The sequence below is a fragment of the Isoptericola sp. Y541 genome (assembly GCF_059445465.1).
Genome location: NZ_JCAIUJ010000005.1, coordinates 208265 through 221030, shown reverse-complemented (window position 1 = coordinate 221030; position 12766 = coordinate 208265). Strand labels below are relative to the sequence as shown.

General features: G+C 73.6%; 15 protein-coding genes. 2 read left to right on the top strand and 13 right to left on the bottom strand.

Annotation, left to right across the window (positions count from 1 at the left end):
• Complete coding sequence (locus AC1C2V_RS13050; RefSeq protein WP_495390050.1) at nt 1–582, bottom strand: hypothetical protein; 582 nt, start codon at nt 580–582, stop codon at nt 1–3.
• A gap of 2 nt (nt 583–584) precedes the next feature.
• Entirely contained in the window at nt 585–860 is a 276-nt protein-coding gene (locus AC1C2V_RS13045) for a hypothetical protein (protein ID WP_495390049.1), read from the bottom strand.
• 392 nt (nt 861–1252) lie between these two features.
• Here AC1C2V_RS13045 and AC1C2V_RS13040 point away from each other — a divergent pair, with 392 nt between their 5' ends.
• Nucleotides 1253–2194: an alpha/beta fold hydrolase gene (locus AC1C2V_RS13040; RefSeq protein WP_495390048.1), complete on the top strand. Its 942-nt coding sequence runs from the start codon at nt 1253–1255 to the stop codon at nt 2192–2194.
• Between the two features lie 37 nt (nt 2195–2231).
• On the opposite strand, the gene AC1C2V_RS13035 is transcribed toward AC1C2V_RS13040, so the two are convergent.
• From AC1C2V_RS13035 to AC1C2V_RS12995, 9 genes are all read right to left on the bottom strand, one after another.
• Nucleotides 2232–3896, bottom strand: a complete 1665-nt coding sequence (locus AC1C2V_RS13035; protein ID WP_495390047.1) for an ABC transporter permease — start codon at nt 3894–3896, stop codon at nt 2232–2234.
• Nucleotides 3893–4897: an ABC transporter ATP-binding protein gene (locus AC1C2V_RS13030; protein WP_495390046.1), complete on the bottom strand. Its 1005-nt coding sequence runs from the start codon at nt 4895–4897 to the stop codon at nt 3893–3895. The genes AC1C2V_RS13035 and AC1C2V_RS13030 overlap by 4 nt, the downstream gene beginning before the upstream one ends.
• The gene (locus AC1C2V_RS13025; RefSeq protein ID WP_495390045.1) at nt 4894–5604 is read right to left on the bottom strand and encodes a TetR/AcrR family transcriptional regulator; all 711 of its coding nucleotides are present in this window, start codon (nt 5602–5604) and stop codon (nt 4894–4896) included. Before AC1C2V_RS13025 ends, AC1C2V_RS13030 begins: the two co-directional genes overlap by 4 nt.
• Nucleotides 5605–5705: 101 nt before the next feature.
• Nucleotides 5706–6632, bottom strand: coding sequence for a prenyltransferase (locus AC1C2V_RS13020; protein ID WP_495390044.1), 927 nt, complete (start codon nt 6630–6632; stop codon nt 5706–5708).
• On the bottom strand, nt 6629–6940 hold the full coding sequence (locus AC1C2V_RS13015) for a lycopene cyclase domain-containing protein (RefSeq protein ID WP_495390043.1): 312 nt from the start codon (nt 6938–6940) through the stop codon (nt 6629–6631). Before AC1C2V_RS13015 ends, AC1C2V_RS13020 begins: the two co-directional genes overlap by 4 nt.
• Complete coding sequence (locus AC1C2V_RS13010) at nt 6937–7308, bottom strand: lycopene cyclase domain-containing protein (RefSeq protein ID WP_495390042.1); 372 nt, start codon at nt 7306–7308, stop codon at nt 6937–6939. Before AC1C2V_RS13010 ends, AC1C2V_RS13015 begins: the two co-directional genes overlap by 4 nt.
• Entirely contained in the window at nt 7305–8927 is a 1623-nt protein-coding gene (crtI, locus tag AC1C2V_RS13005) for a phytoene desaturase family protein (protein WP_495390041.1), read from the bottom strand. The genes AC1C2V_RS13010 and crtI overlap by 4 nt, the downstream gene beginning before the upstream one ends.
• Complete coding sequence (locus AC1C2V_RS13000) at nt 8924–9802, bottom strand: phytoene/squalene synthase family protein (protein ID WP_495390040.1); 879 nt, start codon at nt 9800–9802, stop codon at nt 8924–8926. The genes crtI and AC1C2V_RS13000 overlap by 4 nt, the downstream gene beginning before the upstream one ends.
• Nucleotides 9799–10836 (bottom strand): polyprenyl synthetase family protein, encoded by a 1038-nt coding sequence (locus AC1C2V_RS12995; RefSeq protein ID WP_495390039.1) that lies wholly within the window; start codon nt 10834–10836, stop codon nt 9799–9801. Before AC1C2V_RS12995 ends, AC1C2V_RS13000 begins: the two co-directional genes overlap by 4 nt.
• Before the next feature lie 77 nt (nt 10837–10913).
• Here AC1C2V_RS12995 and AC1C2V_RS12990 point away from each other — a divergent pair, with 77 nt between their 5' ends.
• Nucleotides 10914–11465: a MarR family winged helix-turn-helix transcriptional regulator gene (locus AC1C2V_RS12990; protein WP_495390038.1), complete on the top strand. Its 552-nt coding sequence runs from the start codon at nt 10914–10916 to the stop codon at nt 11463–11465.
• Here the strand turns inward: AC1C2V_RS12990 and AC1C2V_RS12985 are convergent.
• Nucleotides 11460–12197: a glycosyltransferase family 2 protein gene (locus AC1C2V_RS12985; protein ID WP_495390037.1), complete on the bottom strand. Its 738-nt coding sequence runs from the start codon at nt 12195–12197 to the stop codon at nt 11460–11462. The genes AC1C2V_RS12990 and AC1C2V_RS12985 overlap by 6 nt on opposite strands.
• Nucleotides 12194–12766: a DUF2238 domain-containing protein gene (locus AC1C2V_RS12980; protein ID WP_495390036.1), complete on the bottom strand. Its 573-nt coding sequence runs from the start codon at nt 12764–12766 to the stop codon at nt 12194–12196. Before AC1C2V_RS12980 ends, AC1C2V_RS12985 begins: the two co-directional genes overlap by 4 nt.

Sequence of the window (12766 nt, the reverse complement as noted above, 5' to 3'; positions counted from 1 at the left end):
TCACTCCGGGCACGTCTGCTTCACCTGCGTCAGGTCGGCGGAACGGGGGAGGTCCACGAACGGCGACCACGGACCGTTCTCGCTGTGCAGGTAGTCCTCGATGTAGACGTTCAACGACGGCGGGTCGGAGATCTCGTACCCCAGGTCCTCGAGGCACGTCTGCGCGTCGACCCACCGGTGGTAGATGACGGCGATCTCGGCCCGCGACAGCGGCTCCTCGTTCAGCGGGGGGCCCGCGGTCTCCTCGCACTCGGCGAGGTCGGCTTGGAAGGCGCCCGTCTGATCACGCGGAAGCGTATCGAAGGAGATCCCGTTGGGAAGGGCCACGACGCCCTCCCAACCCTTCTCCTGCACGCACCGGACAACATCCACATACCTGCCCTCCAGCGCCGCGTCCATGTCTGCCAATTTCTTCTCCGCCGCCTCAAGATCCGCGGAGGAGAATGACTCCTCCACCACGGCATCTACAGACGATTCTGCGGAGGCGGAACTTTCGGCCGTCGTCCCCGGGGCACCACACGCACCGAGGACGACGATCGACCCGCCGAGAATCAGCCCGCCAAGCCTCGCGCGAGCGGTCACCGCTAGACCGCGCTTCGGGGGGTCGCGTAGGTCTTGGACAGGTTCAGGTCACGCGTGGTCTCGACGAGCCAGAAGCCGTCTCCACAACCGCGTGCTGACCCGTTCTTCGTCGTTGTCTTCCACGTCGTCTTGTTGTCGTACTGTCCGAAGCCGACGCCTGGCGGGTGGTGGGTGGTCAACCCGGACGAGTACGTCGTCGTACGTCCCACCTGGGTGGAGTTGCAGCCCATGTAGCCCGAATCCTTGGTGGCGGCCTGGGCCGGTGCCGCGATACCCATGACGAGCCCTACCGCGAGAAGGGGGGGAGGATTCTCCGCATTGCGTGCATCAGCAGCTCCATTGCTCTTTGTGCCGGAATGTGCGCCTCACCGTAGCGACGTTGACCCCGGCCCGCAAGGGTGAACTCCGGCCGGACGCGAGGCGTCATCCCAGGTCACGGCTCTGCAGAACGCGCTCAGCAGCGCCAGCGCCACGACGACCTCCATCAGCCGCGCCCCGCCCGGACAAACGACCAGGCGTACCCGGTGGCTTTCCCACTGACCAGCCGTGGGTTTCCTCGCTCCGTCCCCGGGGGCGCGCACCGTGTCGCGGCGAGGGTGCGGAGCGAAGGCTGGAGGCATGCCTGCGGCTCCGGCTCCGACGGCTCCGCGCACCCAGTGACTGGATCTCCATGAGACCCCTGAGACTTGTCGGCACGATATCCGCGGGACTGCTCACCACCGCGCTCGTCGCCGTCGGCGGCTTCACCGCCTACCACCACGTCGCGCTCGGCGAGGAGGCCCGGAAGCTGACGCCCGCGGGGCAGCTGGTGACGGTCGACGGCCACCAGATGTCCCTGCGCGTCGAAGGTCCGAAGAACGACGAGCCGACGGTCGTCCTCATCGCCGGGGCGGGCACGGCCGCGCCGATCTACTCGTTCAAGCCCCTCACGGACCGGCTCGACGACGACGTCCGCACGGCGGTCGTCGAGCGGTTCGGCTACGGGTACTCCGACATCGTCGACACCGAGCGTGACGTCGCCTCGGTGCTCGAGGACGACCGGGAAGCGTTACGGCTCGCGGGAGAGACGCCCCCGTACGTCCTGGCCCCGCACTCGATGGGCGGGCTGGAGGCCCTGTACTGGGCCCAGACGTACCCGGACGAGGTCGCCGCCATCGTCGGCCTCGACATGGCGGTGCCGCACTCCTACGACTCGCTCGACTTCGAGGGCGAGAAGCGGACGATGGACCTCGGGCGCAGCCTCACGTTCTTCGGCGTGTCCCGGGTCATGGGCGGCGACGATCCCGCCACCGGCCTGACCGACGACGAGCGTGCGCAGCAGGAGATGCTGACCCAGCGCAACTTCCTGAACGACTCCCAGTACGACGAAGGGCTGGCGCTGCTCGACAACGCGGCCACCGTGCAGACGGGCACGATCCCGGACGTCCCGATGCTCCTGTTCGTCTCCGACGGCACGGAGATCGGCGACTTCTGGGTCCCGGCGAGCACGCAGTTCGCCGCCGAGGCCGGAGCCCGGCTCGTCCAGCTGGATGCCGGTCACTCCGTGTTCCAGGACGAGCCGGACCTCATCGCGCAGAAGGCGACGGCGTTCACGGCGACGCCCTTCGGGTAGCCGGAGGTGCGTGCGCCTGGGCCGGTCACGTCGTCGTTCATCTCGTCGCGACGTCCCGCCGCCGGAAGCCGAGGAAGGCGAGCACGAACAGCACCGCCGCCACGGCTGCCAGCCCGCCGACGTGCGCCCAGTCGACGTCGCCGGAGAGCGGGTCGGGCACCCAGAAGAACGGCGAGATCCGGCGGGCCCAGTCGGGCAGCCCGAACAGGTCGGCGAACAGCGCCACCAGGATCGTGTACTCGAGCAGCAGCCACACCAGGGAGGTGGCCTTGGGCGCCCACGCGAACAGCGCCGCGGCCAGCCCGACGAACACCGCGAGCGCCGGCAGGTACAGCAGACCCGCCTCGGTGGCCTGGCCGAAAGTCACGTCCTCGGAGCCGGCGACGGCGGCGCCGGCGGCCAGCGCGAGGATGCCGGTGACCAGCACCACGAGGGTCCCGGCCGACGTGACGGCGACCTGGGCCCCGAGCCAGCGGCCCCGAGAGACCGGCGTCGCCAGGGCGAGCTCGGCGCGCCCCGCGTCCTCCTCCGTCTTGGCGCGCAGGGCCGCGACGATGCCATAGGCGGCGGCGCCCAGCGCGGCGTACAGGACGATGATGCCGACGAAGGCCTTGGTCACCTCGCCGTCGCCCAGGACGCTCGCATAGACCGGGTTGTCCGCGAGCAACGCGGTCATCGACGACACCTGGTTGACGATCGTGCCCGTCGCGAACCACATGAACGCGAGGCCGAGCGCCGTCCACAGCAAGGCCATGCGCTGCTGCGCCCACACGAGCGCGGACGGGCTGCGCAGGCGCGCCAGGGCGTCGGCGCGGCCGGGGCGGTCGGCGACGAGCCCGGCGCCGAAGTCGCGTCGGGACGCGAGGGACGACGCGACGAGCAGCAGCGCGACGATGGCGACGGCGCCGAGGGCGGCCGGCCACCAGCGCAGGTCCACGAAGGCCCGCATCTGCTGCGCCCACGCGATGGGCGACAGCCAGGAGACCCAGCTGCCGTGCGCCTCCTGCATGTCGCCGATGGTGCGCAGCGTGAACGCGGCGCCGAGCGCGGCGAACGAGATCCCGCTGGCCCCGCGCGAGTGCTCCGTGACCTGGGCCGCGACGAGCGCGATCGCGCCGAACGTCATGGCGCTCATCGCCACGCCGAGCGACAGCGCGACCGAGTCGACGGCCTCCAGGCCGTTGCCGACCAGCACCGCGGCGGACAGGGCGGCGACCACCAGGTTGACGAGCAGCACCACGACCAGCGCCGCGACCACCGTCGCGTGCCGCCCGACGGCCGCCGCCCGCACCAGCTCGGACCGGCTGGACTCCTCCTCCGCGCGGGTGTGCCGCACCACCTGGAGGATGCTCATGACGGCGAGCGCGAGCACCATCCACAGCACGAGCTCGTTGGAGACCGCCGCCCCGACCGTGTAGTCGTCGGTGCCGTAGCCGGGCCCGGTCATCGACACCATGGCCGGCGTCTGGACCAGCGCGGCGCGCGCCTGCATCCCGGCCGGGTCGTCCGCCATCGTCGTGTACTCGGCGATGGAGGCCACGTAGAGCGCCGGGACGGCGAGCGCCCACACGAGCAGGCGCACCCGGTCGCGGCGCAGGATGAACCGCACCAGGCTCCAGGTCCCCGTGAGCGTGGTGCCGCCGCCGGCGCGCGCGGCGGCGGGCCGGGCCGCGCGCGGGGGCGCGGCGGCGACGGCGCTCATCGCGCACCTGCCGTGCTGCCGGAGACGGCGGCGTGCTTGCCCGCGCCGTCCCCGCCGTCCCGGCCGCCTGTGGGCACGCCGTCGGCGGCGAGCTCGTCGCCGTAGTGCCGCATGAACAGCTCCTCCAGCGACGGCGGCGCGGCGGTGAACGCGTGCACGCCGAGGGCGCTGATCGCGGGCAGGAGCGTGCCCATCGTGGCGTTGTCGACGTCGAAGGTCACGCGGGTCCCGGCAGCGTCCGTCGTGGTCGCGAGGTCGTGCACGCCGGGCAGGGACGCGATCGGGGCCGGGTCGCGGTCGACGACGGCGGTGACGCTGGACCGGGTGAGGTGGCGCAGCTCGTCGAGCGTGCCGGACTCCACCGCGCGGCCGCTGCGGATGATCGTGATCGTGTCGCAGACCTTTTCCACCTCGCTGAGGATGTGGCTGCTGAGCAGCACCGACGTGCCCGCGGCCTTGGCCTCGCGCACGTACTCGGTGAACACGGCCTCCATGAGCGGGTCGAGGCCGGACGTCGGCTCGTCGAGCACGAGCAGGTCGACCTCGGTGACCAGGGCCGCGACGAGCGCGACCTTCTGCCGGTTGCCCTTGGAGTACGTACGCGCCTTCTTGGTGGGATCGAGCTCGAACCGCTCCAGCAGCTCGGCCTTGCGCCTCCTGTCCGGCGTGCCGCGCAGGCGGGCGAGGTAGTCGATCGCCTCGCCGCCCGTGAGGTTCGGCCACAGGGACACGTCGCCCGGCACGTAGGCCAGGCGGCGGTGCAGCGCGACGGCGTCGCGCCACGGGTCGCCGCCCAGTAGGCGGGCGCTGCCGGACGTCGGGCGCAACAGGCCCAGCAGCACGCGGATGGTGGTGGACTTCCCGGCGCCGTTCGGCCCCAGGAAGCCGGCCACCTGGCCGACCTCGACCGTCAGGTCCAGGCCGTCGAGGGCCTGGACGGAGCCGAAGGACTTGCGCAGGTCGTGGATCTCGATCGCCGGCGCAGACTGCGTGGTGGTCATGGTTCCTCTTCGTGGGACGGGTCCTCGTGGGACGTGTCGTCGTGGTGCATGAGCTGGAGGTAGTCGTCGAGCATGCGGGGCGTGGTGAGGAAGCCCTCGGTGAAGAGCTCGAGCATCGGCAGGTAGAGATCTGCGATGAAGCGCCGCACGGCGGCCGAGATGTCCTCGGGGTCGGACGGCGGGTCGAACGTGACCGACAGCATCAGGGCGCCGAGGGAGGAGTACACGAGGTAGCGCACTCGTGCCCGCTCGTCCCGGCTGGGCTTCACGATGCCGTCGGCGACGGCCTCGGAGGTGTACTGCTCCGCGTCGTCGACCATGTGCTCGACGAACGCCCGGCCCACGGCGCCGCCGCCCTGCAGCGACCGCAGCACGTAGCCCACCAGGGGCGCCATCTCGTCCGTCCGAGCGAGCACCTCCAACAGCTGGCCGCCGGTGGCCTTGCCCATGTTCTCCCGCTTGGTCTCCACGATCCAGGCGAGCACGCGCTCGTCGCACGCCGCGCGGAGCTTGTCCTTGGAGCCGAAGTGGTGGATGACGAGGGCCGGACTCACCCCGGCGTCCGTCGCGATGGCACGGACCGACGCCCCGAAGCCTGAGCGCGCGAAGCGCAGCACCGCGGCGTCGAGGATCCGGGCACGAGCGCTGCCGTCGGACGGCACGAACGCCGCGTCGGGGACCTCGGGAGCAGGCTGGGCTGAACGCATGTTCAACAGACTAAACACTCGTTCAGTCGCTCCGCAAGCCCCCCCCCCCCCCGACGACCGCGGCCGGCAGCCCGCGCGAGGCCTGGGGACGGGTGTGAGCCTCAGAGCCACCCCATGGCGGCCGCGATGAGCAGCTGGGTCACCAGGAAGCCTGTGACGAGGTTGAGCCACAGGAACCGCCGCCAGCCGGCGTGCGCCTCCTCGCACCGGGAGTCGGGCACGCTCCGGTAGGGGGCGATGCTCACGACGTACGGCACCACGAGGACGGCGGCGAGCGCCCCCGGCCAGCCGGCCAGGAGGACGGCGACCCCGGCCGCGGCGTAGAGGCCCATGGCCGCGCGCACGGTGCGCGCGGCGCCGAGCCACGTGGCCACCGACCCGATCCCGGCGGCGCGGTCCACCTCGACGTCCTGCACCGCGCCGAACGCCTGGGAGGCCATGCCCCACAGGAAGAAGCCCGCGAGAGCCGCCAGTACCGGGCCGGTGGGCACCCCGCCCGCCAGTGCGAGCCCGAAGACCGCGGGGCTGACGAAGTGGGTGCTCGACGTCACGGAGTCGAGCACCGGGCGCTCCTTGAACCGCAGCCCGGGCGCCGAGTATGCAACGACGGCGAAGACGCTCACGGCGAGCACCCCGGTCGACGCCGCGTCGCCCACCACCACGAGGTACGCGAGGAACGGGACGTTGCTCAGCACGGCCGACCACACGGTGAGACGGTGCCAGCGGCGCGACAGCACGACGCCCTCGATGCCGCCCTTGCGGGGGTTGCGCAGGTCCGACTCGTAGTCCCACACGTCGTTGAGGCCGTACATCAGCAGGTTGTACGGGACGAGGAAGTAGAGCGCGCCGACGACGAGCTCCGCGACCCCGGCCCGCCCGAGCCCGCCCGCCAGCACGTACGCCGCGGCGAACGGATACGCGGTGTTGACCCAGCTCACCGGGCGCGACGAGCCCACCACCTGGCGCAGCGCGGCGGCCGCCCCGCTGGGCGGCGTCGTGGTCCCGGCGCCCGCCCCCGTCGCCGTCACGCGTCCTCCTCGTCCCCGCCCGCCAGCGCCCACAGGGCCGGCAGCAGCAGCGCCGCCACGACGGGCCACGCCAGGTCCTCCACGGGCGTGAGCCACACCCGGGCGCCCAGCAGCGCGCCGTCGCCGTAGTGGAACAGGTCGGCGGCGATCATGAGGCTGTCGAAGACGATCGTCAGCGCGGTGAGCACCAGGGCGGTGAGCAGCGTCGTCGCCCACCACCGCGCGCCGAGCCTGCGCACCGCGGACGCGAGGACGGCGACAACGAGGGCGCCCGCCAGGACGGCGGCCGCGAGCCCGGCGTAGGTCACGACGCCCTCGCCCGTGCCCCGGGCGCGGCCCGAAGGGCGCGCCGGCGGAGCGTGCGCCGCAGGAGCCCGTGCAGCAGGAGGGTGACGTACAGGAGGAACAGAACGAAGAAGAGCTCCTCGAGCGGCAGGTGCGGGGCCAGCTCGACGCCGGTCATGGCGGCGCCGCCGCGGGAGTAGAAGCCCTCGGCGATCGCGACCAGGTCCCAGGCGAGGAACGCGACCGCCCCCAGGACGAGCACGGCGGCGCCGCGCACGGGCCGCGCCGACCAGAGCACCAGACGCCCCCGGCGGTCGACGAGCGCCATGCAGGCGAGGGCTCCGAGCAGGAGGCCGAGGTAGACGAACGACGTCCAGTGCAGAGGGATCACGTCCTGGGGGCGAGGGGCGGGGAGGTCACGGGCAGGGGGTCCGCGCTCGTGTCGCCGCGGACGCGCTTGACCGCGAGCTCGGCGCTGATGAGGCACATCGGCAGCCCGACGCCGGGGATGGTCGATCCCCCGGCGTGCAGCAGGCCCGCGACGCGGCGCGACCGGTTACCGGCCCGGAACATCGCGCTCTGCCGCAGCGTGTGCGCCGGGCCGAGCATGCCGCCCGACCAGGACGAGAGGTCGGCCGCGAAGTCGCCCGGGCCGACGGTGCGCCGCACGACGATCCGCTCGCGCAGGTCGGGCACGCCCGCCCACGCGGCGACCCGGTCGATCGCAGCGTCGGCGATCTCCTCCACCGCCGAGTCCCCCGCGCCGTCCTCGCCGCCGCGGCCCAGGCCGGGGTCGGCCGGGACGGGCACGAGCAGGAACAGGTTCTCGTGCCCGGCCGGGGCCACCGTCGGGTCCGTGCGGGAGGGGGCGCACACGTACAGCGACGCCGGGTCGGGCACCCGGCCGTCGGCGATCGCGCCGAAGTTCTCCTCCCAGTCCGCGGCGAAGAACAGCGAGTGGTGCGCGAGCTGCGGAACCCGGCCCCGCACACCCAGCATCACCAGGACCCCGCCCGGCCCCGGGTCGCGCCGGGACCACCAGGACGGCGACCGGTCGCGCAGGCCGGGCGGCAGGAGCTCGGTCTCGACGTGGTGCAGGTCGGCGGCGGCGACGACGACGTCGGCCGGGGCGTGATGCGTCGCCCCGGCACTGTCCACCCAGCGCACGCCGGTGACCGTCGCCCGAGGCCGGCGCGGGCCGGGGACAGGGGCCCCGTTCCGCCCCGCCCTCGGGCGGGCCTCGACGGCAGTGGTCGTGACGGCGGTCGCGCGGGCGCGGGTGCGCAGGACGGCCCCCGCGCCGACCGCGAGCGAGGCGACCGCGTCGACCACGCGGGCGAATCCCCCCAGCGGGTATCGCACGCCGCCGTCGAGATCGAGGGCGCTCATGAGGTGGTACATGCTCGGCGCCCGGTCGGGAGACGAGCCGAGGAAGACGGCAGGGTAGCCGAGCACCTGGCGCAGCCGCGCGTCCTGGAAGCTCGCCGCGACCCGCGAGCCGAGCGACGTGCCGAGCAGCGGCACGAGCCGGTGCAGCCGGGTAGCGACGTCGGGGTGCATGAAGGGGCGCCAGGAGGCGAACGTCGTGTAGAGGAAGTGCCGCAGCGCCATGTCGTAGGTGTCGTGCGCGGAGTCGAGGTACCGGTCGAGGCGCGCGCCGGCGCCGGGCTCGATCCGCTCGAAGGCGGCCACGTTGGCCCCGCGGTCGGGAGACACGTCGAGCGCGGACACGTGGCCCTCGAAGAAGACGCGGTAGGCCGGGTCGAGCCCGACCAGGTCGAGCTCGTCGTCCGCGGTCGAGCCCATGAGCCGGAACCAGTGGTCGAAGACCTCGGGCATGAGGTACCAGGACGGCCCGGTGTCGAAGCGGAAGCCGTCCCGCTCCCACGAGCCCGCCCGGCCGCCCGGGGAGTCGTGCCGCTCGAGCACCTCCACGTCGTGGCCCTCGCGCGCGAGGAGCCCCGCCGTGGCGAGGCCCGCGATCCCGGCGCCGACGACGACGACCCTCACCGGAGCACGTCCCTCGCGATCGCGCCGGCGACGAGCCGCGCCTTGACCAGGTCCGGCACCCGCACCCGGTCGCGGCGGATCGTGGCGGCGGGGGTGGCGGCCAGCCGCCGGGAGAGCTCGGCGAACAGGTCGTGCGCCACGCGGACGGCCACGCGCGAGCTGCGCGGCAGGTCGCCGATCACGGCGTCGGCGGCGCGCAGGTCGGCGTCGACATCGGCGAGCAGCCGGTCGCGGTCGGCGTCGTCGAACGCGTCGACGTCGAGCCCCGGGAAGTAGGAGCGGCCGCGCGCCTCGACGTCCTCGGCCAGGTCACGCAGGAAGTTGATCTTCTGGAACGCCGCGCCGAGGCGGGCGGCGCCCGGGGCCAGGCGGTCGTAGACCGCGTCGTCGCCCGCGACGAACACCCGGAGGCACATCAGCCCGACCACCGCGGCCGACCCGTGCACGTAGGCGGCGAAGCTGGCCTCGTCGTGCGCGGCGACGGTGAGGTCGGCGCGCATCGAGGCGAAGAACGGCGACACCAGGTCGTCGCCGATGCCGAACCGGTCCGCCGTCCGCGCGAAGGCGTGCACGACGAGGTTGCTGCTGCGGCCGCGTGGCAGGGCCCGGGCGACCTCGCTCTCGAGCTCGGTCAGCAGGTCGTCGCGCTCGGCGGCCGTGAGGTCGGGCTCGACGTCGTCGACGATCTCGTCCGCGACGCGCACGAGCGCGTAGACGTTCCGGACGTGATCGCGCACCGGGTCGCCGAGCAGCCGGCAGGCCCAGCCGAACGACGACGAGTAGGCGTCGATGACCACCGCGGCGCTGCGCACGGCGACGGCGTCGTACGTCGCGCCGGCGGTCCCGGACAGGGACTGGGCCGGGACGGTGCTCACGCAGCATCCCGGGAGTCGCCGTGGCGGAGCCCGGTGACCGGACCGGCGAGCGCCGCCAGGCCGAGCTCGGAGGCGATGGCCGTGGCGTCGCGCTCGAGGTTCGTCACGAGGCTCTCGACGGCCGCGCGGGCTCCGCACGCCACGAGGAGGTCGCGGGCGCGCCGGAGCTCCGGCTCCCCGGCGTCGGGGTCGCCCAGCACGGTGCGCAGGTCGTCCCAGGCCCACGTCCCGCGGGCGAGCACGACCAGTGCCGTGCACTTGCCCTCCCGCAGGTCGGCGGCGTTGCTCTTGCCCGTCGCTGCCGGGTCGCCGAACACGCCGTCGAGGTCGTCGCGCAGCTGGTAGGCGAGGCCGAGCGCCCGGCCGAGGCGCTGGGCGCCGGGCTCGAGGTCGTCGCGCCCGGCCAGGATCATCGCGGCCTGGAGCGGCAGCTGGAAGCTGTACACGGCGGTCTTGTGCTCGGCCGTGAGGAGCGCCTCCTCGAGGTCGGCGCACGTGCCCAGGCTGAGCCAGACGTCGGCGAGCTCGCCGTCCGCGGTGAGGTGCAGGCACTCGTCGAGCACGTCGAGGAGGCGTTCGGTCGTCGCCGGGGCGGCGCCGCAGAGCGCGATCGCACGGACGGCGCCGGCGAGGGCGAGGTCGCCGGCCAGGATGCCTGCGGCGTTGCCGTAGCCGTGCGCCTGGCGCGGGCTCGCCCCGGACTCGCGAGCACGGGCGGCGTGCGCGCCGGCGACGTTGGGCCGCCCTCGCCGGATGTCCGCGTCGTCGATCACGTCGTCGTGCACGAGGAGCGCGGTGTGGAGGAGCTCCAGGGCGGCGCCGACCCGCTCGGCGACTTCCCGCGGCTCGGGCGGCGCCGTCCCGGCGACGGTGTCGTACGCGGCGAGCAGGATCCGCGGCCGCAGCCGCTTGCCCCCCTGGCTCGTGTCGCGCAGATCCCGCCACAGCCGGGTGCCGCCCGGGCGATCGCCCGCGGCGAGCACGCGCTGGACCGCGCCCTCGATCGTGCCCTCGATCGTCGACGAGCGATGCACGGCCGCACCTCCTTCGCTTCGAATATGCCTCGCCTAGCAAGATACTAGCCACCAACGAAGTTCGCTAGGATGACGGGGTGACCCAGGTACCCACCGCGGGATCGTCCTACTGGTACGGCGAGGAGGACGCGGAACCACGCCACCTTCTCGAGGCTCTGCGGGTGTTCCGCCGCGCGGACGAGGGCATGCGCCGACGCGTCGGCCGCGACATGGGGATGAACGTCACCGATCTCCGCGCGCTCCAGCACGCCATCGCCTGCGAGGGGCGCGACGAGCCCGCGACGCCGCGCGGGCTCGCGGAGTACCTGTCGATCTCGACCGCGTCGACGACGAAGCTGATTGATCGCCTGGTCGCGTCCGGCCACCTCGAGCGGCACCCGCACCCTTCCGACCGCCGCTCGGTGGTCGTCGTCGCCTCGCCGGCCGCGCACGCCGAGGTGCGCGAGCGGCTCACCCACGTGCACGACCGCATGCTCGAGATCGCCCGAGCCGTCCCGGCGCACTGCCGGCCTGCCGTCCGGGAGTTCCTCCTGGCGATGGCGACGGAGGCCGAGGAGGAGCCCGACGACGCCGCCGGCACCGTCGTCGCCGTCGTCGCTCACCCCACCCACCTGAGGAGCGCCTCATGACCACCGGCGCCGCCACCGCTCCCACGGCGGCGAGACCCGCCAGTTCAGGTGCAGGGTGCGCCAGGCGCGATCGAGCCGCCGTCGCCGCTGGCGTCGCCCGCGGAGACACCGTGCGGAGGCCCCGACCCGCCAGGAGCGGTCCAGACGGATCCGTCGGCGAGGGCCCAGCCGGAACGCCAGGTCGAGGTCGTCGTGCACCTCCGGGTCGGCGCGGACGACGTCTCGACGGACGGCCCGCCAGGCGCTGGAGCGGACCGCCATGCACGACCCCCACAGCGCGGTGTGGCCGAGCGCAAGATGCCCGAGCAGGTAGTAGGCCCCCAGGTAGCCGACGGACGTGACGGTCCGGAGCCCGTGCGGCAGGTCGTAGAACGTGCCGGTCCCCGTGAGCGCGTCCAGGCTCGGGTCGGCGGACATGCGCTCCACGAGCGTCTGCAGCCACCGTGGTCCCGGTCGCGAGTCAGCGTCGAGGCGCGCGATGATCTGGCCCTGGGCTGCGTCGTACCCGGCCGATGCGGCGGCAGGGATCCCGACGCGCGGCTCGCTGACGACCACGGCGCCCCAGCGCCGCGCGACCGCCGCGGAGGTGTCGGTCGAGCCGTTGTCGACGACGACGATCTCCCACGGGGCGACGGTCTGGCGCGCGAGCAGGGACAGGCACACCTCCAACGCCTGCGCATCGTCGCGGACCGGCACGACCACGGACACCGTCGGTGCCGCCCCGGCCGTCACCTCCCGGCCCTCCGGCGAAGGCCCCTGCCCGCCAGGACGACTCCGGCGACGGCCGCGCCCAGCACGCCGAGCGCGAGGTCGGAGACGGTGTCCAGGTACCCGACGTCGATCCCTTCGTCGAGATGGGTGTGGCCGGCCCACTCTCCGAGCTCCCACAGGACCGCGCCGAGCGCGCCGAGCCCTGTGGTCGCCGCCACCACGCCGAGCCGGGCGCGCCTCTCGTGGGCACCGGCGGTCAGCGCCTGCCCGCGCACGAGGGCCATGCCGACCGCGGCGACGAGGGCCGTGCAGACCGCATGCATGACGAGATCGAGCCACGGCTCGGCGTCGTACCAGCCGAGCTGCGCCGCCCATGCCGCCAGCAGGAGGCTGGCGCCGAAGCAGACGTCCAGGACCGCCGAGAGGCCCAGGAACCGGGGGACGAACGTTCCGCCCAGGACGAGGAAGAACAACGCGCCCGCGACTCCTCCGAGGGCGAGGCCGCCGACCACGAGGCTGGCCACCGCAGCCGCGCGCACCACGTCGCCTGGCACGAGCGCGGTCGCGGCGGCGGTGTGGCGCCTCGGCAT

Coding starts and splice junctions, on each gene's coding strand:
- AC1C2V_RS13045 (WP_495390049.1), bottom strand. CDS start 860: ATGGGTATCGCGGCACCGGCCCAGGCCGCCACCAAGGATTCGGGCTAC.
- AC1C2V_RS13040 (WP_495390048.1), top strand. CDS start 1,253: ATGAGACCCCTGAGACTTGTCGGCACGATATCCGCGGGACTGCTCACC.
- AC1C2V_RS13035 (WP_495390047.1), bottom strand. CDS start 3,896: ATGAGCGCCGTCGCCGCCGCGCCCCCGCGCGCGGCCCGGCCCGCCGCC.
- AC1C2V_RS13030 (WP_495390046.1), bottom strand. CDS start 4,897: ATGACCACCACGCAGTCTGCGCCGGCGATCGAGATCCACGACCTGCGC.
- AC1C2V_RS13025 (WP_495390045.1), bottom strand. CDS start 5,604: ATGCGTTCAGCCCAGCCTGCTCCCGAGGTCCCCGACGCGGCGTTCGTG.
- AC1C2V_RS12980 (WP_495390036.1), bottom strand. CDS start 12,766: ATGCCGAGGCGCCACACCGCCGCCGCGACCGCGCTCGTGCCAGGCGAC.